The organism is Actinokineospora fastidiosa (assembly GCF_014648415.1).
GTDB lineage: Bacteria > Actinomycetota > Actinomycetes > Mycobacteriales > Pseudonocardiaceae > Actinokineospora > Actinokineospora fastidiosa.
Map to the genome: position 1 here is coordinate 789,753 of NZ_BMRB01000001.1, position 19,802 is coordinate 809,554.

General features: G+C 73.5%; 20 protein-coding genes, 2 tRNA genes and 1 other RNA gene. 15 read left to right on the forward strand and 8 right to left on the reverse strand.

The window, feature by feature from the left end; genetic code table 11:
• Window positions 1-38 precede the first annotated feature (38 nt).
• Window positions 39-1,256: a M20 metallopeptidase family protein gene (locus tag IEY98_RS03660; protein WP_189208833.1), complete on the reverse strand. Its 1,218-nt coding sequence runs from the start codon at window positions 1,254-1,256 to the stop codon at window positions 39-41.
• A gap of 46 nt (window positions 1,257-1,302) precedes the next feature.
• Between IEY98_RS03660 and IEY98_RS03665 the strand changes: the two genes are divergently transcribed.
• The 4 genes from IEY98_RS03665 to IEY98_RS03680 all read left to right on the forward strand — a co-directional run bounded on the left by IEY98_RS03665 (window position 1,303) and on the right by IEY98_RS03680 (window position 2,630).
• Window positions 1,303-1,782, forward strand: coding sequence for a tRNA adenosine deaminase-associated protein (locus IEY98_RS03665; protein ID WP_189208834.1), 480 nt, complete (start codon window positions 1,303-1,305; stop codon window positions 1,780-1,782).
• Entirely contained in the window at window positions 1,779-2,228 is a 450-nt protein-coding gene (locus IEY98_RS03670) for a nucleoside deaminase (protein WP_189208835.1), read from the forward strand. The genes IEY98_RS03665 and IEY98_RS03670 overlap by 4 nt, the downstream gene beginning before the upstream one ends.
• A gap of 64 nt (window positions 2,229-2,292) precedes the next feature.
• Entirely contained in the window at window positions 2,293-2,499 is a 207-nt protein-coding gene (locus tag IEY98_RS03675) for a CsbD family protein (protein ID WP_189208836.1), read from the forward strand.
• Between the two features lie 43 nt (window positions 2,500-2,542).
• Window positions 2,543-2,630: transfer RNA gene (locus IEY98_RS03680), tRNA-Ser, on the forward strand.
• A 580-nt stretch (window positions 2,631-3,210) separates the two neighbouring features.
• On the opposite strand, the gene IEY98_RS32395 is transcribed toward IEY98_RS03680, so the two are convergent.
• Window positions 3,211-3,777 (reverse strand): Rv3235 family protein, encoded by a 567-nt coding sequence (locus IEY98_RS32395; RefSeq protein WP_229786537.1) that lies wholly within the window; start codon window positions 3,775-3,777, stop codon window positions 3,211-3,213.
• A 238-nt stretch (window positions 3,778-4,015) separates the two neighbouring features.
• Here IEY98_RS32395 and IEY98_RS03685 point away from each other — a divergent pair, with 238 nt between their 5' ends.
• The 3 genes from IEY98_RS03685 to IEY98_RS03690 all read left to right on the forward strand — a co-directional run bounded on the left by IEY98_RS03685 (window position 4,016) and on the right by IEY98_RS03690 (window position 6,778).
• Window positions 4,016-5,365 (forward strand): aminopeptidase P family protein, encoded by a 1,350-nt coding sequence (locus tag IEY98_RS03685; RefSeq protein WP_373292310.1) that lies wholly within the window; start codon window positions 4,016-4,018, stop codon window positions 5,363-5,365.
• A gap of 52 nt (window positions 5,366-5,417) precedes the next feature.
• Window positions 5,418-5,540 carry a hypothetical protein gene (locus IEY98_RS33025; RefSeq protein ID WP_258905526.1) on the forward strand — a complete coding sequence of 41 codons (123 nt, stop codon included), beginning with the start codon at window positions 5,418-5,420 and terminating at the stop codon, window positions 5,538-5,540.
• Window positions 5,541-5,638: 98 nt separating this feature from the next.
• Complete coding sequence (locus IEY98_RS03690) at window positions 5,639-6,778, forward strand: DUF2786 domain-containing protein (RefSeq protein WP_189208838.1); 1,140 nt, start codon at window positions 5,639-5,641, stop codon at window positions 6,776-6,778.
• A 35-nt stretch (window positions 6,779-6,813) separates the two neighbouring features.
• Here the strand turns inward: IEY98_RS03690 and IEY98_RS03695 are convergent.
• A tRNA-Ser gene (locus IEY98_RS03695) sits at window positions 6,814-6,903 on the reverse strand.
• A 273-nt stretch (window positions 6,904-7,176) separates the two neighbouring features.
• On the opposite strand from IEY98_RS03695, the gene IEY98_RS03700 reads away from it, so the two are divergent.
• Both IEY98_RS03700 and IEY98_RS03705 read left to right on the forward strand, forming a co-directional pair.
• The gene (locus IEY98_RS03700) at window positions 7,177-8,400 is read left to right on the forward strand and encodes a cell wall-binding repeat-containing protein (protein ID WP_189208839.1); all 1,224 of its coding nucleotides are present in this window, start codon (window positions 7,177-7,179) and stop codon (window positions 8,398-8,400) included.
• An 83-nt stretch (window positions 8,401-8,483) separates the two neighbouring features.
• Window positions 8,484-9,623 carry a cell wall-binding repeat-containing protein gene (locus IEY98_RS03705; RefSeq protein ID WP_189208840.1) on the forward strand — a complete coding sequence of 380 codons (1,140 nt, stop codon included), beginning with the start codon at window positions 8,484-8,486 and terminating at the stop codon, window positions 9,621-9,623.
• On the opposite strand, the gene IEY98_RS03710 is transcribed toward IEY98_RS03705, so the two are convergent.
• Complete coding sequence (locus IEY98_RS03710; RefSeq protein WP_189208841.1) at window positions 9,613-10,077, reverse strand: SRPBCC family protein; 465 nt, start codon at window positions 10,075-10,077, stop codon at window positions 9,613-9,615. The two genes, IEY98_RS03705 and IEY98_RS03710, sit on opposite strands and share 11 nt — an antisense overlap.
• Before the next feature lie 128 nt (window positions 10,078-10,205).
• Here IEY98_RS03710 and IEY98_RS03715 point away from each other — a divergent pair, with 128 nt between their 5' ends.
• The 4 genes from IEY98_RS03715 to ffs all read left to right on the forward strand — a co-directional run bounded on the left by IEY98_RS03715 (window position 10,206) and on the right by ffs (window position 12,892).
• Window positions 10,206-10,409 (forward strand): cold-shock protein, encoded by a 204-nt coding sequence (locus tag IEY98_RS03715; RefSeq protein ID WP_189208842.1) that lies wholly within the window; start codon window positions 10,206-10,208, stop codon window positions 10,407-10,409.
• Window positions 10,410-10,486: 77 nt separating this feature from the next.
• Entirely contained in the window at window positions 10,487-11,224 is a 738-nt protein-coding gene (locus IEY98_RS03720; protein WP_189208843.1) for a lysophospholipid acyltransferase family protein, read from the forward strand.
• A 154-nt stretch (window positions 11,225-11,378) separates the two neighbouring features.
• Window positions 11,379-12,779 carry a glycoside hydrolase family 10 protein gene (locus IEY98_RS03725; protein WP_189208844.1) on the forward strand — a complete coding sequence of 467 codons (1,401 nt, stop codon included), beginning with the start codon at window positions 11,379-11,381 and terminating at the stop codon, window positions 12,777-12,779.
• An 18-nt stretch (window positions 12,780-12,797) separates the two neighbouring features.
• Window positions 12,798-12,892, forward strand: an RNA gene (ffs, locus tag IEY98_RS03730) — signal recognition particle sRNA small type.
• 4 nt (window positions 12,893-12,896) lie between these two features.
• Here ffs and IEY98_RS03735 read toward each other — a convergent pair.
• A complete protein-coding gene (locus IEY98_RS03735; RefSeq protein WP_229786538.1) occupies window positions 12,897-13,883 on the reverse strand; it encodes an LLM class flavin-dependent oxidoreductase in 987 nt (328 codons plus the stop codon).
• Window positions 13,884-13,941: 58 nt separating this feature from the next.
• Between IEY98_RS03735 and IEY98_RS03740 the strand changes: the two genes are divergently transcribed.
• Window positions 13,942-14,913, forward strand: coding sequence for a prephenate dehydrogenase (locus tag IEY98_RS03740; protein WP_189208846.1), 972 nt, complete (start codon window positions 13,942-13,944; stop codon window positions 14,911-14,913).
• A gap of 88 nt (window positions 14,914-15,001) precedes the next feature.
• Entirely contained in the window at window positions 15,002-16,927 is a 1,926-nt protein-coding gene (locus IEY98_RS03745; RefSeq protein WP_189208847.1) for a fibronectin type III domain-containing protein, read from the forward strand.
• On the opposite strand, the gene IEY98_RS03750 is transcribed toward IEY98_RS03745, so the two are convergent.
• The 3 genes from IEY98_RS03750 to IEY98_RS03760 all read right to left on the reverse strand — a co-directional run bounded on the left by IEY98_RS03750 (window position 16,924) and on the right by IEY98_RS03760 (window position 19,748).
• Window positions 16,924-17,556, reverse strand: coding sequence for a putative glycolipid-binding domain-containing protein (locus IEY98_RS03750; RefSeq protein WP_229786540.1), 633 nt, complete (start codon window positions 17,554-17,556; stop codon window positions 16,924-16,926). The genes IEY98_RS03745 and IEY98_RS03750 overlap by 4 nt on opposite strands.
• The gene (locus IEY98_RS03755) at window positions 17,553-17,774 is read right to left on the reverse strand and encodes an antitoxin (protein WP_189208848.1); all 222 of its coding nucleotides are present in this window, start codon (window positions 17,772-17,774) and stop codon (window positions 17,553-17,555) included. The genes IEY98_RS03750 and IEY98_RS03755 overlap by 4 nt, the downstream gene beginning before the upstream one ends.
• 84 nt (window positions 17,775-17,858) lie before the next feature.
• The gene (locus IEY98_RS03760; protein ID WP_189208849.1) at window positions 17,859-19,748 is read right to left on the reverse strand and encodes an FUSC family protein; all 1,890 of its coding nucleotides are present in this window, start codon (window positions 19,746-19,748) and stop codon (window positions 17,859-17,861) included.
• Window positions 19,749-19,802: the final 54 nt, after the last annotated feature.

Below are 19,802 nucleotides of genomic sequence, written 5' to 3' on the forward strand. Positions count from 1 at the left end.
CCCTACCGGGGACCACCGACGACCCCGACCGAGCGGGGCTAGCGCAGCGCGTCGAGCGCGAACGCGGCGTACGCGGCCACGCCGTGCGGGAACGCGGCCTCGTCGAACACCACCCGGTTCGAGTGGTTCGGCTGGGCGTCCACCGGGGTCGTCTCCGGCGGGCAGGCGCCCAGGAACGCCATCGCGCCGGGCACGCGCTCCAACACGTACGACCAGTCCTCCGCGCCCATGATCGGGTTCGGCATCCGGGTCGCGTGCTTCGGGCCGAGCACCGCGGCCGCGAGGTCCAGGACGCGGTCGGCCACGGCGTCGTCGTTGACCGTCACCGGGTAGCCGGGTTCGAATTGGAACGAGACGGTGCAGCTGTGCGCGGCCGCGATGTGCTCGCAGACCTTGGGGATCTCGTCCAGCATGATCTTGCGGGTCTGCTCGGACAGGGTGCGCAGGGTGCCCTTGAGCTGGGCGGTCTCCGGGATGATGTTGGTCGTCGTGCCCGCGACGATGCTGGCGATGGTGAGCACGGCGGGCTCGAACACGCTGATCCGCCGGGTCACGACGGTCTGCAGCGCGCCGACCATCTCCGCGGCGGCGGGCACGGGGTCGCAGGCGTCCGACGGCATCGAGGCGTGCCCGCCCCGGCCGGTGACGGTGATGGTGAACATGTTCGCGCTGGCCATCAGCGGGCCGGGGCGGCAGCGCACCACACCGGACTCCTCCTTGGACGTGATGTGCAGCGCGAACGCCTTCTCGACCGGCGCGTCGGCCACGTCGAGCAGGCCTTCGTCGAGCATGTGCTTGGCGCCGTGGTAGCCCTCCTCGCCGGGCTGGAACATGAACACGACCTGTCCGGCCAGCTCGGACCGGCGCTCGTGCAGCAGCCGCGCGGCGGAGGCGAGCATCGCGGTGTGGGTGTCGTGCCCGCACGCGTGCATCGAACCGTCCACTTCGGAGGCGAACTCCAGGCCGGTGTCCTCCTGCAGCGGGAGCGCGTCCATGTCGCCGCGCAGCAGCACGGCGGGCCCGGGCCTGCCGCCGTCGAGCACGGCGACGACCGAGCCGACGGACTCGCCCGTGGTGATCTTGAGGTCGAGGCCGTCGAGCGCCTCGATCACGGCCTGCTGGGTGCGGGGCAGCAGCAGCCCCTCCTCGGGGTGGCGGTGCAGGAGCCTGCGCAGCGCCACGGTGCGGGGCTGCAGGGCGTGGGCGGCTTCGCGCAGGCCGGTGAACCTGGGATCATCCGTCAACGGTGTGGTCATTCCCCGATACTGGCACCGATTCCCCGGGCGGAATACCGTGTGCCTCATGGCCGAGCAGGTGCCGGGGTTCGGGGTCGCCGTCATCCGCGAGGACGGGCGGTGGCGCTGCGCGGCGATGGACGACGCCGCCCTGCGCGAACTGGACGCGGCGATCACCGAGCTGCGCCGGATCCGGTCCACCGGGGCGGTCTTCGGACTGCTCGCCGTGGACGACGAGTTCTTCATCGTGCTGCGCCCGAGTCCCGGCGGGGTCGCCCTGCTGCTGTCGGACGCCGCCGCCGCGCTGGACTACGACATCGCCGCCGACACCCTCGACCTGCTGCGCGTCGAGCCGCCCGACGACGTCGACGACGTCTGGCCGGAGGGCTCCCTCGACCTGCTCGCCGACCTGGGCCTGCCCGCCGCGGAGATGCAGGTCATCGTGGACGAGATGGACCTCTACCCCGACGAGCAGCTGCAGATGATCGCCCAGCGGCTCGGCTTCGCCGACGAGTTCGCCAAGCACCTCGACACCATCCTGCAGTGAGGTCCGCCGACCTGGTCCGACTGGCGCTCGACGCGGCCAGGAAGGCCCCGCTGACCGGCGACGTCCCGATCGGCGCGGTCGTGGTGGACGCGGACGGCCGCGTCCTGTCCTCGGCCTGCAACGCCCGCGAGGCCACCGGCGACCCGACCGCCCACGCGGAGGTCCTCGCCCTGCGCGCGGCCGCCGCCCTCCACGGCGACGGCTGGCGGCTGACGGGCTGCACCCTCGCCGTGACCGTCGAGCCCTGCACGATGTGCGCGGGCGCGCTGGTCCTGGCCCGGGTCTCCCGAGTGGTCTTCGGCGCATGGGAGCCCAAGACGGGCGCCGTCGGCTCCCTCTGGGACGTCGTCCGCGACCGCCGCCTCCCCCACCGCCCCGAGGTCGAGGGCGGCGTCCTGGCGGAGGAGTGCGCGGCGCTGCTGATCGATTTCTTTGATGTGATTTGAGTCACAATGAAGTGGTCTGCGTGGCCGAGTTGGACACCCCTCAACCGAGGGAAGGAAGTGCACCATGAGCATGTTCGACAAGGCCAAGGACAAGGCCGAGCAGATGCTGGGCCACGCCAAGGAGAAGCTGGGCCACGCCACCGACAACCGCGACATGGAGGCCTCCGGCAAGGCCGACCAGACCAGCGGCGAGATCAAGGAAGCAGGCCACACCCTGCGCGACCGAGCCACCGGCGCGGTCCGGGACATGAAGGACCGGTTCCACCGGTAACCCACCCACGGCCCTCGAAACCCCGTTCGGTACCCTCATCGGCGGTGGCGTGTCCGAGCGGCCGAAGGAGCGCGCCTCGAAAGCGCGTGACGGGCAACCCCCGTCCGTGGGTTCAAATCCCACCGCCACCGCTCTGAACGACACGAACGCCGGTTGCCTACTTCAGGCAACCGGCGTTTTGTCTTTCCGCCCTGCCTGCGAGCCCTCGCCTTTCGTCGCTGACTCGGTCCGCACATCCGTAACTGATCCATCGCCCGTTGACGAGCCTTGCGCCCCCGTGTCCCAGACGCCACGGGCCGGGCAAACGCTGCCCGCTCCGCCTCGATCCACCCTTCGGCTCCAGGACTCCCCAGAGCCGACCCCTCGAAGCACCGCCTCTCGAGCGGCCCGCTCGACAGCAAGCGGGACAGCCCGCCGCCGCTACACAAGTGAACGAAAACCGCTGTGCCGCCGATAAGCTCGCAGGTCAGGAAGTGTCGTCCCCGCACGCGCAGGGCTGGTCCTCGAGGACCTGCTCCGCGACGAGCAACCACTGGTTGTCCCCGCACGTGCGGGGCTGGTCCCGTTTACGCGACGACCAATGCGGACCCGAATCTGTCGTCCCCGCACAAGCTGGGGCTGGTCCGGGCGCTGGCAAGAGCGAGGCGGCCGACCGCCCATCGTCCCCGTGCGCGGGGACGGTTCGGCGGGTGCGAGGGGTGGGGTTGGGCATCAGCCGCCGATCAGGTGTAGGGCGGTGAATTGCCAGCCCCTGGTGGTGTGTTCGAGGCGGGCGGCGAGGGCCTTGGCGCGGGTGGGGGTGTCGAGGGTGGCGGCCACCTCCACGGCGGTGGGGTGGACTTGGCAGACGTGGACTGAGCGGAGGCGGAGGGTTCGGGGTTGGCGGGGGAGGACGCGGAGGGCGGTTTGGGCGGGGTAGGTGAGGTGGGGGGCTAGTTGGTTGGGGCCACGGCGGCCTGCCATGGTCTCGACGAGGGCCGTCACCAGGCGGGTGAGGTAGTGGTGTGGGGGCGGGCAGCGGCGGAGGGGATGGGGGCGGCGCGCGGCGGGGGACGTGGGGCGGATCGGTGGCGGGGTGTGGTTGGGGAGCGCGGGGCTTTCGGGGTGTTGGGTGGGGGCTGGCAGTGGGGTGGGCTGGGGTCGCGCGGGCTGCTCCGACAGCGCGGTGCATTGCGGTCGCGCGGGCTCCGGCAGCGGGACGGGCTCAGGTTGGGCGGGCTGTGCGGGTCGGGTGGGGTGGTTGGCGTGTGAGGTGGGGGTGGGCAGAGTGGTGAGCATGGGGGCCTCCCTGAACGTTTCGGGTTCAGGGGGGAAGGGGCGGGTGGAGACACGGGGGGCGGTAAGTCCACCCGGGTTGGCGATCTTTCGTGAAAGGCGTGCGAGGCCGTCGGGGCTCGTGTATCGGGCCGCCTTCTACCCTGGGGGTCTACCGACCAGGTGAGGAGTGGGCATGAGCGACCGCCCGGCTCGACGTGATCCGTCGAATTTGGTGGCAGCACAGGGATTCAGGGACTTCGTGCGCGACGACTGGGGGCCTGCCGATCGGGCGGTTCGGGCGGTGGCGGGGGCGGCCGAGGCGGCGGCCGCGCATCGGGAGCGGTTGTCGCGGGCATTTCCGGGGAAGCGGATCGCCATCGCCGCGGGGCGGGCGCCCGTGCGGTCCAACGACACCGACTACCTCTTCCGCGCCGACAGCGACTTCGCGTGGTTGACCGGCTGTTACGCCGAGGGCGCGATCCTCGTCATGCACCCCGTCGGCGACGGCCACGACGCCGTGTTGCACCTGCGGGAACCCGCTGGGCCGGACGAGCCCGACTTCTTCGCCAACGCCCGGGACGGCGAGTTGTGGATCGGGGCCGCGCCCGGGCTGGCCGAGTGGTCGGCCGCGCTGGGCCTGGTCTGCCTGCCGCTGGAGGGGCTGGCGCGCTCGCTGCGCGGCCGCCTGCCCGCCGTGCTGGCCGCCAAGGGTGTCGACCCGCTGCTCGACGCCCACGTCGACGCGCACAGCGCCGAGTTGCGGACCACCCTGGCCGAGCTGCGCCGGATCAAGGACGACTGGGAGATCGGCCAGCTCAAGGCCGCCGTCGACGCCACCGTCCTGGGCTTCGCCGATGTCGCGCGCGAACTCGACACCGCCGTCCGCGGCGGTGGGGAGCGGTGGCTGCAGGGCACCTTCGACCGGCGGGCGCGCACCGCGGGCAACGGGCCGGGCTACGCCTCCATCGTCGCCGCGGGGCCGCACGCGCCCGTGCTGCACTGGACGCGCTGTGACGGGCCGGTGCCCGAGGACGGCCTGCTGCTGCTCGACGCGGGCGTGGAGCTGGACACCCTCTACACCGCCGACGTCACCCGCACCTTCCCGGTCAACGGCGAGTTCTCCGCCGCCCAGCGCCAGGTGTACGACCTCGTGCACGACGCCCACGTCAAGGCGATGGCGGAGGTCCGCCCCGGCGCGGACTACCGCGCGTTCCACCACACCGCCATGCGCGTGCTGGCCGAGGGGCTGCACGACTGGGGCCTGCTGCCCGCCTCCGTGGAGAAGGCGCTCGACCCCGACGGGCAGCACCACCGCCGCTACATCGTCTGCGGCGTCGGCCACTACCTCGGCCTGGACGTCCACGACTGCGCCGCGTCCCGGGCGGAGGCCTACCACGAGGCGAAGCTGGAGCCGGGCATGGCGCTGACCGTCGAACCGGGCCTCTACTTCCACCCGAACGACCTGACCGTGCCGCCGGAGCTGCGCGGCGTCGGCGTGCGCATCGAGGACGACCTGGTGGTCACCGCCGACGGGCACGAGGTGATCTCCGCCGCACTCCCCATCACCGCGGACGGCATCGAGAGGTGGGTGCGGGGTCACCGGGGGTAGCCTCCGGCTGACCGGGCTCGGGGGAGCCCGCTGGAGTGTGTGGAGGAAACACGTGTCGGACGACGACCGCCCGGGCAAGCACCGCGCGCCCGAGGGCGCCGAGGTGCACCCGCTGATCGACCTGTCCCGCGACCCGAACCCGGGCACGCCGGACCACGCGGCCGACGAGGACTGAGGCGTCCGCACCGCCCGCCGCCCCCGACCGGGGCGGCGGGCGGTCTTCGTTCGAACGGATGGTCGATAACTGTCGGGCCGACCCGGCATGATGTCCGCATGCGAACACATGATCGAGTCTCGGCTGCGGTGGTCGCCGCCCGGCTCATCGGGTCCGCCCAGGTCAGGGCGCGCGGCGGGGCGGCTGGGGTGCGCGAGCTCGCCGACCTCGGCCCGGCCGTCGTCGGGGCAGCGGCGGCCGCCGCGCTGACGAAGGCGCTGACCGAGCTGTGGGAGCGCGGCTGGACGCCCGCCGACGTCGCCGCCGCCGTCCCGCGCCATCTCGCCGACCTCGCGCTCGACGCCGTCGCCGCCGACACCGCCCGGCACCCGGCCGCGCACCTGCACCCGCGCTGGGCCGCCGAGTCGCGCGCCGCGGCCGAGGTGTGGTGGCGGCGCGGGGAGCCGCACCTGCCGCAGTGGGCCGAGCGCGCGGGCCTCTCCCTGGCCGACGCGCTCGACCGGCTGGTGGACGTGCTCGCCGAGTTCGCGGGCCTGCCCGCGCTGCCCGCCCTGCTGCCCCCGCCCGGCCGTCCCGGCCCGCTCGCCGAGGGCGGCGTGGACGCGCGCGTGCTCGCCAGGGTGAGGGCGTTGCTGGCCAAGGCCGAGTCCACCGCCTACCCCCAGGAGGCCGAGGCGCTCTCGGCCAAGGCGCAGGAGCTGATGGCGCGACACGCCTTCGAGGAGGCGGCGATGGACGCCCGCCCGCAGCGCGCCGCCGCGAGCCGCATCTGGCTCACCCGCCCGTATGTGACCGCGAAGGCCCAACTGGTCGACGCCGTCGCCGAGGCCAACCGCTGCCGCTCGGTGTTCTACCCCCGGCTGGGCTGCGTGGTGCTGGTCGGCCACGAGACCGACCTGGAGATCGTCGCCGTGCTGTCGGCGTCGCTGGGCGTGCAGGCCACCCGCGCGCTGTCCACCGCGCCGGGCCGCACCCGCGCCTACCGCAACGCTTTCCTCGCCGGGTACGCCCACCGCATCCGCACCCGGCTCGACCTGGCCACCGCCACGGCGACCGACGCGCGCGCCCTGCCCGTGCTGGCCCGCCGCCACCAGGTCGTCGAGGAGACCTACGCCGCGCTCTTCCCCGGCGTGCGCACCCGGCGCAGCGCGGTCAGCAGCCCGACCGGGTGGGGCGCGGGCCAGGCCGCGGCCGACCACGCCGACCTGCTGCCCGCCCGGCCGAGGGTGGCCGGGTAAACGCCGAGACGCCGGTCTGCTGACCGGCGTCTCGGTGGCGGAGGATGCGGGATTTGAACCCGCGAGGGCTTTAACACCCAACACGATTTCCAATCGTGCGCACTAGGCCACTATGCGAATCCTCCGCCGGAGAGGGTACCGGACGTCCGGGGGGCGGTTCACCACGGGTGGTCGGTGCGCGATGTTCCTGTCGTCGTCGTCACATCATGGAGAAACGGCGGAGATCCGGCCGCCGGATGGTCAAAGCTCTGGTCATCCCGGGCGTTGTCTTGCAGACTGTGGCCGGCTTCGCGGGGCGAGCAGTCGGGGGCTGCTCGAACCGCCCGTGAAATCGACTCTGGGGAAAGGAACCCGTGCACATCACTCCCACCCGACGCCCCCGCGTGGCCCGTGTCGGCATGGCCGTCCTGGCGGCCGCCCTGGTCTTCGGCGGCACGGCCGCGGGGACCGCCGTCGCGGAGACCGCGCCCACCGCCCCGAGCAAGGCCGAGCGCGCCGACGTCCTGGGGAAGACCGCCGACCGCGCGGCGCGCGTCGACGCGCGCCGCCTCGACACCCGTGCGGCCGCGGTCGCGCCGGAGAACTGCCGGACCCGCACCAACGGCGACGGGGTGACCATGCTCCGCTACGCCGGGGCGAACCGGTACGAGACCGCGGCCTGCGCCTCCTACTGGACCTGGTCGGACCACAACGACCCCACCGAGGGTGTGCTGAAGGCCAAGGCCGTGGTGCTCGCCCGCGGTGACGCCTTCCCCGACGCGCTCGCGGGCGGCCCGCTCGCCGGATACGTCGACGGCCCGCTGCTGCTGACCGTCCCGACCCGGCTGCTGCCCAACGTCAAGACCGAGATCTCGCGCGTGCTCGCCCCCGGCGGCACGGTGTACCTGCTCGGCAGCACGGCGTCGCTGTCCGACGGCATCAACAGCGAGCTCCGCGCCGCGGGCTACGCCACCAAGCGCCTCGCGGGCTCCGACCGCTTCGGCACGGCGATCCGCATCGCCCAGGAGATGCGCTCGACGAACCTGTTCTTCGTCACCACCGGCATGAACTTCCCGGACGCGCTGGCCGCGGGCACCTACGCCGCCAACTACACCCTCGGCGCGACCCAGGCCGGGCAGAAGCCGATCGCGATGCTGTTCACCGTCGACAGCAGGATGCCCACGAGCACGATGAACTTCATCGACGCGCGCGCGGCCGAGCACGGCAACGAGCTGCTGCTGATGACCGCGGGCCTCTCCGGCGACCAGGCGGTCCGCAGCGCGTACCCCCCGCAGGTCGTGGACTCCTTCGTCGGCAAGAACCGCTTCGAGACCGCGGCCGTCATCGCCGAGTCCCTGTTCCAGGACGCCGAGGGGCTGCGGGGCGCGGGCGTCGGCCTGGCCAACGGGATGAACTTCCCCGACGCCCTGGCGGGCACCAGCATGCTGATGAACTACTCGCAGCCGCTGCTGCTGTCGACCGACACCGCGCTGCCCTCGGCGACCAAGGTGTTCCTGCAGAGCCACGCCGGTGAGGTCGTCGACCCGGAGACCGGCCAGCCCGCCGCGTTCCTCGACGTGCTCGGCAGCGAGGCCGTCGTGTCCCGCTCCGTCGCGACCGAAGCGCTGATCGCCTTCTCGTAAACAACTGACGCACGACCAGTGGCGCCGGGTGAGTCGCGGACGACTCGCCCGGCGCTCCTGCTCTGAAGGGAAACAGGAACACCATGCGCTATCGACACTTCCGCGCGCTCGCGGCCTGCGCCGCCACCGCCGCGGTGCTCGCGGGCGGGGTCGCGGCGGGCGCGGGGACCGCGGCCGCGGCCGTCGACGACACCTGCCGGACCGCGGACAAGGTCGGCACGACCACGGCGCTGCGCTACGCGGGCCGGGACCGGTACACGACGGCCGTGTGCGTCTCGCGGGGCACGTGGGCGGACGCCGCGACGGCGGACGCCAAGGAGCCGTACCTGGCCAAGGCGGTCGTCCTCGCCCGAGGCGACGACTTCCCCGACGCGCTCGCGGGCGGCCCGCTGGCAGGCCACCTCGGCGCCCCGCTGCTGCTGACCACCCCGACCGCGCTGCGCACGGAGGTGCGCGAGGAGATCCTGCGCGTGCTGCCGTCCGGCGGCACCGTCTACCTGCTCGGCAGCACGGCGTCGCTGTCCGCCGGGGTCGAGAGCGCGATCAAGCAGCTGGGCTACGCGACCAAGCGGCTCGCGGGAGCCAACCGGTTCGAGACCGCGATCAAGATCGCCGACGAGCTGCCCGACACCAGCAGGTTCTTCGTCACCACCGGGATGGACTTCCCCGACGCGCTGGCCGCGGGCAGCCTGGCCGCCGCGATCAACCGCCAGGGCGACGAGACCTGGGCGCTCATGTTCACCAACGACTCGGTGATGCCCGCGGCGACCGCCACCTTCATGCGCCAGCGCAGGACCCAGTTCGGCGCATGGACCCTCGCGACCGCGGGCCGCGCCGCCGACACCGCCGCCGTCAACGCCTTCGGCGCGGGCAGCCTGACCGACCGGTTCGTCGGCCGGAACCGCTTCGAGACCGCCGCGCTGGTCGCCGGGCAGTACGTCGTCGACGGCGCGCTGCGCGGCGAGGGCGTCGGCATCGCCAACGGGATGAACTTCCCCGACGCGCTGGCGGGCACGCCCACGCTCGCGGTCTACGGCGAGCCGCTGCTGCTGGCCCAGGACACTGTGCTGCCCGCGGAGACCCGCGCCTTCCTGGAGCGGACCGCGGGCAAGGCGCCCGGCATGGACGGCGACCCGGCCACGGCGAACATCGACATCTTCGGCAGCGCCGCGGTGGTCTCCGACGCGGTGAAGAACGCGGCCGTCCAGGCGTTCACGCCGTGAGTTCCGCGTGGGCCTTCACCGCGGCCAGGGTGTGCTCGATCGACTCGGTGTTGAAGCCGGGCCGGTCCTGCCTCCCGGTCACCTTCGGGCCCATGACGCGGCGGATGAACCAGCTGCCCACGCGGAACCAGTGCTCGGTCAGCACGCACCCGTGCTCGGTCGGGGTGATCTCGTAGGACCAGCGGGAGACGCGGATCCCGAACGGGGTCCGCACGTCGAAGGTGAACCTGCGGGGCGGGTCGCACTCCACGACCCGCACGCGGGTCCACCACTCGCGGGCGCCGTTGCGGTTGGTGCCCCGGAACCGGGCGCCGACCGCGGGGCCCGGGTCGAGCCAGCGGCCGCCGACGTTCTCCGGGCTGAAGCGGTCCATCCTGGGCAGGTCGGTCACGAGCGCCCACACGGCGGCGGCGTCGGCGGCCACGGCGGTGCTGCGCGAGATCGTCGGCTCCACCCCGTCACGGTGGCGGCGCGCATGATCCCAGGGCAACTCCCGAGGCTGAATCCGGCACGGCCGGAGAACAAGTGTCAGAGTGTTCCCATAGTGTTGGCGGCGTCACTGCCGAAGCGAAGGAAGAGAACGTGGCAACTGGAACGGTCAAGTGGTTCAACGCCGAAAAGGGCTTCGGCTTCATCCAACAGGACAACGGCCCGGACGTGTTCGCGCACTTCTCCGCCATCCAGGCGACCGGGTACCGCAGCCTCGAGGAGAACCAGCGAGTGGAGTTCGAGGTCGTGCAGGGCCCCAAGGGCCCGCAGGCCGACCAGATCCGCGTCATCGGCTGACCCGGACGCGCATCACGTTGCGCGGGGACGGCGGGTGATGGACAGTTCGGGCACTTGCCGACAACCGTGGAGTGCCTGTGGCCGAGCTGGTCTACCCGCCCGTCGTCCTCGCCGCCAAGACCGCCTTCCGCCTGCTGGACCTGCGGCTCGACGTGCGCGGGGCGGAGCACATCCCGACTTCGGGCGGGGCGGTCATCGCCTGCAACCACGTCAGCTACCTGGACTTCCTGTTCTGCGGGCTGGGCGCGCAGCCTGCCCGCCGCCTGGTGCGGTTCATGGCCAAGCGGGAGATCTTCGCGAACCGGGTGGCCGGTCCGCTCATGCGCGGGATGCACCACATCTCCGTCGACCGGGCGGCGGGCGCGCAGTCCTATCAGGCCGCCGTTGACGCGCTGCGCGCGGGCGAGGTCGTCGGGGTGTTCCCCGAGGCGACGATCAGCCGCTCGTTCACCGTCAAGGACATCAAGTCCGGCGCCGTGCGGATGGCCGCGGAGGCGGGCGTCCCGCTGATCCCGATGGCGCTCTGGGGCACGCAGCGCATGTGGACCAAGGGCCGCAAGCGCGAGCTGACCAAGCGGCACGTGCCCATCACGATCCTGACGGGCGAGCCGACGCGCCCCACTGTGGACGACGACATGGACATCCTCACGAAGGACCTGCGGTCCCGGCTGACCGCCCTCCTGGACACGATCCAGCGCGACTACCCCGACCAGCCGTCCGGCGAGGACGACCGCTGGTGGCTGCCCGCCCACCTCGGCGGCACCGCGCCCACGCCCGAGCAGGCGGCCGAACTCGACCGCCGCAAGCCCGAGTAATCTTCCGGAAGCGCTCCCAGTCCGATATTATCCCCTTGGTTTCGACAATTAATCGCGAATTTTCGAAACTGTGGGATGGGACCAGCCGGCCAGGGCGATGGGCGGCTCCACGCTCCGCTTGACAATGTTGTTCGTGCGGAACTAGGAGAAACTCGTGTCTTTCCGGAAGTTCGTCGACAAGCGCTGGGCGGCCGCCACCGGTGCCGCCAGCGTCGCGGCCACCGCGGCCGCCCTGCTCACCCTGGCCGCGCCGGGTACCAGTGCCGCGGCGGCGGGCCTCGGCGGCGTCGCCGAGTCATCGGGCCGCTATGTGGGGACGGCCGTCGACCCGAATAGGTACACCGACGGCAGCTACGGCACGATCCTCGACACCGAATTCAATTCGGTGACCGCGGAAAACGCCATGAAGTGGGACGCGCTGCAGCCCTCGCGCGGGCAGTACAACTGGGCGCAGGCCGACCGGATCATGCAGCGCGCCGAGGCCACCGGTCAAATGGTGCGCGGGCACACGCTGGTCTGGCACAGCCAGACCCCGTCCTGGGTGCAGAACCTGTCCGCGACCGAGCTGCGCCAGGTGATGGTCGACCACATCACCACGGTGATGACCCGCTACAAGGGCCGCATTGCGCACTGGGACGTGGTGAACGAGGCGTTCAACGACGACGGCAGCCGACGCCAGTCGTTCTGGCAGCAGAAGCTGGGCGACTCCTACATCGCCGACGCCTTCCGCGCCGCCCGCGCGGCGGACCCGAGCGCCAAGCTCTACATCAACGACTACAGCACCGACGCGATCAACGCCAAGAGCACCGCGATCTACAACCTGGTGCGCCAGTTCAAGCAGCAGGGCGTGCCGATCGACGGCGTGGGCTTCCAGGCGCACCTGATCATCAACCAGGTGCCCGGCGACTTCCGGCAGAACCTGCAGCGCTTCGCCGACCTCGGCGTCGACGTGGCGATCACCGAGCTGGACATCCGCATGCAGACGCCGTCGGACGCCCAGAAGCTGGCCACCCAGAAGGCCGACTACCAGAAGTCGTTCGCGGCCTGCTGGGCCGTCACCCGCTGCAAGGGCGTGACGATCTGGGGCATCACCGACAAGTTCTCCTGGATCCCGGACGTCTTCCCCGGCCAGGGCGCCGCCCTGGTGTGGAACGAGAGCTACCAGAAGAAGCCCGCCTACGACGGCGCGGTCGCGGGCATGGGCGGCACCACGCCGACCACCACGACCACGACCACCACGACCGACGACGGCCCGCCGCCCGGCGACGGCTGCACCGCGACCTACCGGATCGTGAACCAGTGGGGCGGCGGCTTCCAGGCGGAGGTGCGGGTCACCGCGGACGGACCGATCAGCGGCTGGGCCGTGAGCTGGACGTTCACCGGCGGCGAGCGGATCTCCCAGATCTGGAACGCCACGGCCAGCGGCACCAGCGGCGCGATCACCGCCCGCAACGTCAGCTACAACGGCAATCTGGGCGCGGGCGCGTCCACCACGTTCGGCTTCGTCGGCTCCGGCGCCCCGGGCACGCCGACCGCCACGTGCAGTGCCGCATGAGGCTCCCGGTACACTGATGGCGGACCCCGCGCGGTGCGCATCCCATGAACCTCCCCAGGGCCGGAAGGCAGCAAGGATAAGTGGGCTCTGGCAGGTGCGCGGGGTCCCCTTTTGCCTCTAACGCAGCTTGGCGACGTGCTCGTAGCTGCGCAGCCGGTCGGCGTGGTCGAAGACGTTCGTGGTGATCATCAGCTCGTCGGCGGCCGTGCGCTCCAGCAGGTCGGCGATCCCGGCCCGCACGGTCTCCGGCCCGCCGATGATCTGGGTGGACATGCGGTCGTCGATGAACGCCAGGTCCAGGTCTGTGTACGGGTAGGCGGCGGTCTCCTCCGGGGTCGGCACGCGGCCCGGGGTGCCCTTGCGCAGCTGCAGGAACTGCAGGGCGGCCGGGCGGGCGAGTTCCCGGGCGGTGGCGTCGTCGTCGGCGCAGACCACGGACGCGGCCACCATCGCGTACGGCTCGCTGAGGACGGCCGACGGGCGGAAGCGCTCGCGGTAGAGGGCGAGCGCGGGCAGCGTGTTCTCCGCGCTGAAGTGGTGGGCGAAGGCGAACGGCAGGCCGAGCACGCCCGCGACCTGGGCGCTGTAGCCGCTGGAGCCGAGCAGCCACACGGCGGGCTGGTTGCCCTTGGCGGGCACGGCGGTGATCGGCCCGGTGCCGGTGAAGTACCCGACGAGCTCGGCGAGCTGCTCCGGGAAGTCGTCGGCGGACAGCGGCCCGGTCGTGCGGCGCAGGGCGCGGGCGGTCGCCTGGTCGGTGCCGGGCGCGCGGCCGATGCCGAGGTCGACGCGGCCGGGGTGCAGCGCCTCCAGCATCCCGAACTGCTCCGCGACGACGAGCGGGGCGTGGTTGGGAAGCATCACGCCGCCCGAGCCGATCCGCATGGTCGTGGTCACCATGGCGACGTGGGCGAGCAGCACGGCGGGGGCCGAGCTGGCGATCCCCGGCATGTTGTGGTGCTCGGCCACCCAGAACCGGTGGTAGCCGAGGTCCTCGGTCACCCGGGCGAGTTCGAGGCTGTCGCGCAGCGCGGCGGTCTCGGTGGACCCGCTGGGGACGGGGGCGAGGTCGAGCACGGACAGCGGCACGGAGATACCAGACACGCCTGTGGACAACGCCCGGACGCGCCCGGGTCTTCCCGATGCTGGAAGATCCTCAGACATGCGCGCGGTGTGTGTGATCGGGTTGGGCCTCATCGGCGGGTCGCTGCTGCGGGCGGTCGCGGCCACCGGACGGCGGGCCTGGGGGGCCACCGCGTCCGAGGCCGACGCGGCCGAGGCGGCCGCAGCCGGGTTCGAGGTCAGCGACGTCGCCACTGCTCTGCGCCGCGCGGGCGAGGAGAACGCGCTGATCGTGCTCGCGGTGCCGCTGCCCGCGGTCGAGTCGGTGGCGCGCCGGGTGGCCGAGCTGGCGCCGCACTGCCCGCTCACGGACGTCACCAGCGTGAAGGCCCCGGTCGCCGACCTGCTCTCCCGGCGCGCGCCCAACCCGTTCGTCGGCGGACACCCCATGGCGGGCAGCTCGGAGTCGGGCTGGTCCGCGGGGGCCGCCGACCTGTTCCACGGCGCCGCCTGGGTCGTCACCGTCGACGACGGCACCGACCCCTCGGTCTGGCGCGAGGTGGCCGGGCTGGCCCTGTCCTGCGGCGCCCACGTCGTCCCGGCGACGGCGGCCGCGCACGACGACGCCGTCGGGCGGATCTCGCACCTGCCGCACATCCTCGCCGCCGTGCTCGCCGCGTGCGGCGCCGACGGCGGCCCGCTGGCGCTGGCCCTGGCCGCGGGCAGCTTCACCGACGGCACCCGGGTCGCGGGCACCCGGCCCGAGCTGGTCGTGGCCATGTGCGAGGGCAACCGCGCCGCCCTCCTCGACGCCGTCGACGACGCCCTCGGCCGCCTCGGCGCCGCCCGCGGCGCCCTCGCCTCGACCGGCGGCCTCCGCGCCACCATCACCGCGGGCCACTCGGGCCGCACGGCCCTGGAGGCCCACCGCGCCCAGCCCACGAGCCCGGTCACCATCGATCTGGACGCGCCCGACGCCCTCGCCGACCTCCGCGACCTCGGCGCGGCGGGCGGCCGCGTCGTCCGCCTGGACGGCCACCACGCCGTCGGAGAGCTCCCGGACGGCGAATAACCTCGGAGGCAATACTCCGAAAAGAACCGGAGATTGCGGGTCGGCAACGAAACCGTGACACACGCCGCACGGGTCTTACCTTGACCCCGTGGATCACCAGCCGTCCCCGCCGAGTCGGGTCCGCCGGGTCGCGGCGGTCGCCGCGTCGCTGGTGGTCATCGGCGTGGCGGTGGTCGTGCTGCGGGAGCCGGAGGCCGCCGACGGCGGGCCGCGGCCCGTGCCGCCGCCGCAGACCACGGTCGCCTCCTACGCCAGCGAGGGCGTGCTCCTGCCCGCGCCGGAGGGCGCGCCGGTCCAGCCCGAGCGCGTCGAGGTGACGCCCGGGCCGGAGCGGCTCAAGCTCGCCTGGGCGCCGGTCGAGGACGCCGTCGGCTACGAGGTCCGCTGGGCGGACCGGACGCGGCTGGTGGGCCAGCCGACGACCCAGCTCGACGGGCTGGAGAACGGCCTGCCGTACACCGTTGAGGTGCGCAGCGTCGGCAAGCACGGCGAGCGGTCCCTGGCCACCATCGCCCAGGGCACCCCGGCGGCCGCCGACGAGACGGGCTGGACGTTCTCCGACGACTTCGACGAGTCCGCGCCGCACCCGGGCCGCTGGCGGTTCACCAGCGTCTCCCGCTGCGGGAGCGCCGTGCCCGGCACCGGGGACGACGCGCGCAGGCTGGTCATCACCGCCCAGTGCGGCAGCGAGCCGGTCTCGCTTGCGGCGCGCACCCCGCTTCGGCTCAGCGACGGCCCCGGCGAGCTGGGCCGGTTCGTCGTCGACACCGACCAGCCGGGACTCGCGGGCGAGCTGGTGCTCGACCTGGCCCCCGGCCCGGTCGACCAGATCGGTCCCACCACCAGCCGCCCGGGGCGGCCCGGCAAGGCGCAGGACGACAAGGCGCTGCCGCCGGGGGCCATCCGGGTGCGCATCGCGACCCACGCGGACGAGGCCACGACCGCGCAGGTGCTCGTCGCGCCCGGAACCCCCCGGAAGGGGGAGCCCGTGCGCATCTCGACAGTGCCGCGCGCCGGGATCGGGGTCACGGCGCGCTGGGAAGTCGTCCTGCACACCGACGGCGTGCGCGTGCTGCGCGACGGCCTGGTCGTGGGCGCTGGCGACGTCGTGCCGGACTGGCGCGAGGCTACGGCGCTGGTCAGCCTCACCGGCGGGCGCACAGGGGTGCGGGCGGCGGTCGACTTCGTCGGCTTCCGCGGCGCCCCCACCACGACCCCGGCGCTGGTGCCCGCGCCCGTGCTCGACCCCGGCCAGGTCGTCTCGACCAGCCGCTCGCCGCAGACCCCGTCCGGCGGCGCGCTCGTCAAGGGCGTCTCCGGCGGCAGGCTGCTGCTCACCCTGGTCCCGCAGAACGCCCCGGACGAGCGCGCCGACGACGTGTTCACCGTGGAGATCGGCGGGAAGGAGTTCCCGGCCCGGCCCGCGGTGCCCGGCCAGCCGCTGATCCGCGGCGTGCGCTACCCGGTCGTGGCCGACCTGCCCGCCGACGCGCTGATCCTGCGCGCCGACGGCGAGACGCTGCCGCTGCGGGTGCGCGGCCCGGCCCACCCCGGCCGCGCGGCCACCCGGGTCATCGCCGCGCACCTGGAGCTGACCCCGCGCCCCGGCGACCCGCCGCCGCTGGTCGCGCTGGACGTCGAGCCGCAGGAGCGCACCCGCCCCGCGCTGGCCCGCCCGGGCGCCGTCCTGCTGGACGCGGCGGGCGAGGCGCTGCCCGAGGGCGCGGTCGCCCCGCGCGGCAGGCTGGTGGTCGAGGTGACCCTGGACGCGGTGGGCGGCCAGCAGATCGGCGGCGAGCTCGCGGGCCTGGCGGGCGTGGAGGTCCGGCTGGACCGCACCCGCCTCGCGGGCATCCCGACGGTGGTCGACGGCCCGGGCATCGGCGGCACCTGGCGGATCGCCATCGACACCACGGCCCTGCCCGCGGGCAGGCACTCCATCGAGGTGCGCGCGGTCGGCGTGGACGCGCGCTCGGCGTTCGCCGTGGCGTACACGCCGTTCGAGCTGGCCTAGATCCGGGACGCGACGCCCGGGTAGTCCACGACGATCCCGTCGCGGTCGACGCGGATGCGGGAGGTCGCGCCGCCGCGGGTCAGCTCGATCGTGGCGGAGTCGTCGTCCAGCGAGACCGTGCGGTAGACGTGGCGGACCACCGACACCGACAGGTCGGGCAGGGACACCGACACCACGGGGATCTCGAACTCCCCCTCTTCGCGGTGCAGGCGCAGGTGGCGCACCGGCAGGGTGGTGAAGGTGACCGCGCCGACGACGTCCACGGTGACCGAGCCGTCGAAGTCGGCGCGCTGGGACGTGCCGTCGTGGTCGACCAGCCAGAGGCCGTCCTCGGTGCGGCTGATGGACAGCTGGCGCTCGTGCTCGGCGGTCGTGGTGCGCAGCAGCACCCGGCCCGCGGCGTCGCTCTTGTCGACGGAGGCCTCGAAGGAGGCGCTGTAGGGCTCGGTCCCGATGTGCGGGTCGGCGGCGGCGACCAGGCGGCCGTAGACGCGCAGCCGGTTCTCGCCCATGAGCACGCGCACGGACTCCAGGCGGGCCGGGTCGGCGCCCTGCCAGGTGTGGACGACGGGTTTGCCGGAGCGGGCGGCCTCGGCCGCCCGCTCCGCGGGGATCTGTTCTGGAGTCACGCCTTGTTACCTGGCTGGGGAGTGTCGGGGTTGTCGGGCCGGGGGTTCTCCGGCGTCCACTGCTGGATCCGGTCGACGGCCTGGTCGATCTGCTCGTCGTGGCCGAACTTGCGCTTGGCGAACTCGCCCGCCTTCTCGGCCGCGCTGTCGATCTTGTCGCCGTGCTGCTCCGCGAGGCCCTCGGCCCGCTTCTTCAGCTCGTTGAAGTCGATGCCCACTGCATCCTCCTCCACTTCGGCGAGCCCTTGGGCAGAGTACCCAAAGGGTCCCGCACAGCCCACTGCCGCAATGGCCGAACCTACTCAGTCCGGCCGATCCCGCGACTCGGCGAGACCGGGGCCCCGCAGGACCCCGCGCACGGCGCGGACCTCGGCGGACACCCGATCGAGCGGCGGCTCGGCAGGCAGGTCGCGGGCCGTGGTCACCCGCTGCTCGCGGACGGCGGCCGCGGCGTCGCGCACCGCGTCGGCCAGGGTGGCGACGTCCGCGGGGGCCGCGGGACCGACGCGGGCGGCGGCGAGCACGGCGCCGGTGACGGCGTCGGTCAGCCGTTCCATCGTCATGATCACCGGCCACCACGCGGCGGCCTGCCTGCCCGCGTGGAACGGCTCGACCAGCGCCTGCTGGAACGTCGTCCGCAGGTCGGCCAGCGCGCGGTAGGCGGAGCGGCGCAGGTCGGAGCGGCGCGTCGGCCGCGGGCCCAGGGCGTCGGCGAGGTAGTCGGCGAGCAGGTCGAGCGCGTCGGCCAGGTCGGAGCCGACCCTGGGCTTGCGCGCGCCCGGCCAGAGCAGGTAGCCGAAGACGAGCACGATCGCGCAGCCCAGCGCGGTGTCCAGCAGCCGCGCGCCGACCAGGCTCCACTCGCCCGCGTTGGCCAGGTCGAGCTGCACGATCACCAGCGGCGTGACGAACGTGCTGAACATGCCGTAGTTGCGCACCTGCCCGATCGGCAGGCACAGCGCGACCGCGGCCACGATGGGCACCAGCAGCCAGGCGGGCGGGTCCGCGGCCAGCAGCGCCGCGCCGAGCAGCACCCCGGCCGCGGTGCCCAGGCCGCGCAGCACCGCCCGGCCGAACACCGAGCCGAAGTCGGGCTTGAGCACGATGGCCACCGTCAGCGGCACCCAGAACGAGTGCTCCAACGGCAGCGCCTCCCCCGCGACGACGGCCAGGCCGACGCACAGGGCCAGCCGCGCCACATGCGACCAGGTGACCGCGCCGAGCGCGACGGTGTCCCACCACTCGCGGGCGCGCTCGCCGAGCGGGCGCTCCCGCTCCCGCCGGTCGGTGTCGTCGCCGCTGCGCCGGAACTCGGCGACCGCGCACAGGCCAGCGTGCAGCTGCCGCAGTGCGGGCCCGGCGTCCTCCGGCGGGTCGGGCGGCTCGGCCAGCGGCGTGCGCACGCGGATGCGCAGCGCGGCGTCGAACAGGTACGCGACCACGGTGGGCGGCGCGGGCCTTCCCGCGTTGACCAGGGCGACAGCCGCCTCGATGACCGGCGTCGTCTCCGTCAGCAGGACGAACAGCCTGCGGTAGGACCAGTCCCGGCCCGCGAGCCGCGACCGCGCCTCCAGGAGCGCGTCGTAGGCGCGGTCCAGGGCGGCGGTGAGCCTGCGGCGGGCCACCCTGGCCTGTTCGGTGCCGCTGGCCGCCAGCATCGCCGCCAGGTCCTCGTACACCTCGGCGACGGCCTCGCGCTCCACCGCCGCCCCGCGCACCGGCCACGCCGCCAGCGCCAGCAGCACCGCGAACAGCGCTCCCGCGGCGAAGCAGCCCGTGGCCAGCCACGGGTCCGCCTGCTGGCCGGTGCCCACGGTGGCGAAGACGAGCAGCTGCAGCCCGGCCACCGACGCCGTGCTGCCCGACGCGCTGATGAACGCCGACGCGGCCGCCACGAGCACCAGCCAGGCCGGATGGACGTGGGTGCCGATGAGATAGCCGATCGCGCCCAGCACGGCGGCGGCGACCATCCGCTGGGCGCGGTGGGCGTAGGGGCCGTCGGTGTCGGCGAAGGTGACGCACAGGGCGCCGATCGACACCAGCACGCCGATCTCGCCGTGCCCGAGCGCCAGGCCCACGGCGATGGGCCCGGCGAGCCCGACGGCCGCGCGCGCCGCGCGCTTCCACGGGATCGGGACCGGGTTCTGGCTGAGCAGTCCACGGAGCCAGTGCGGGGCGGCCAGGTCGGTCACGGTCTAGACCGTAAACGGCCGAGTCCCCCGCCCGGGGAACCGGACGGGGGACTC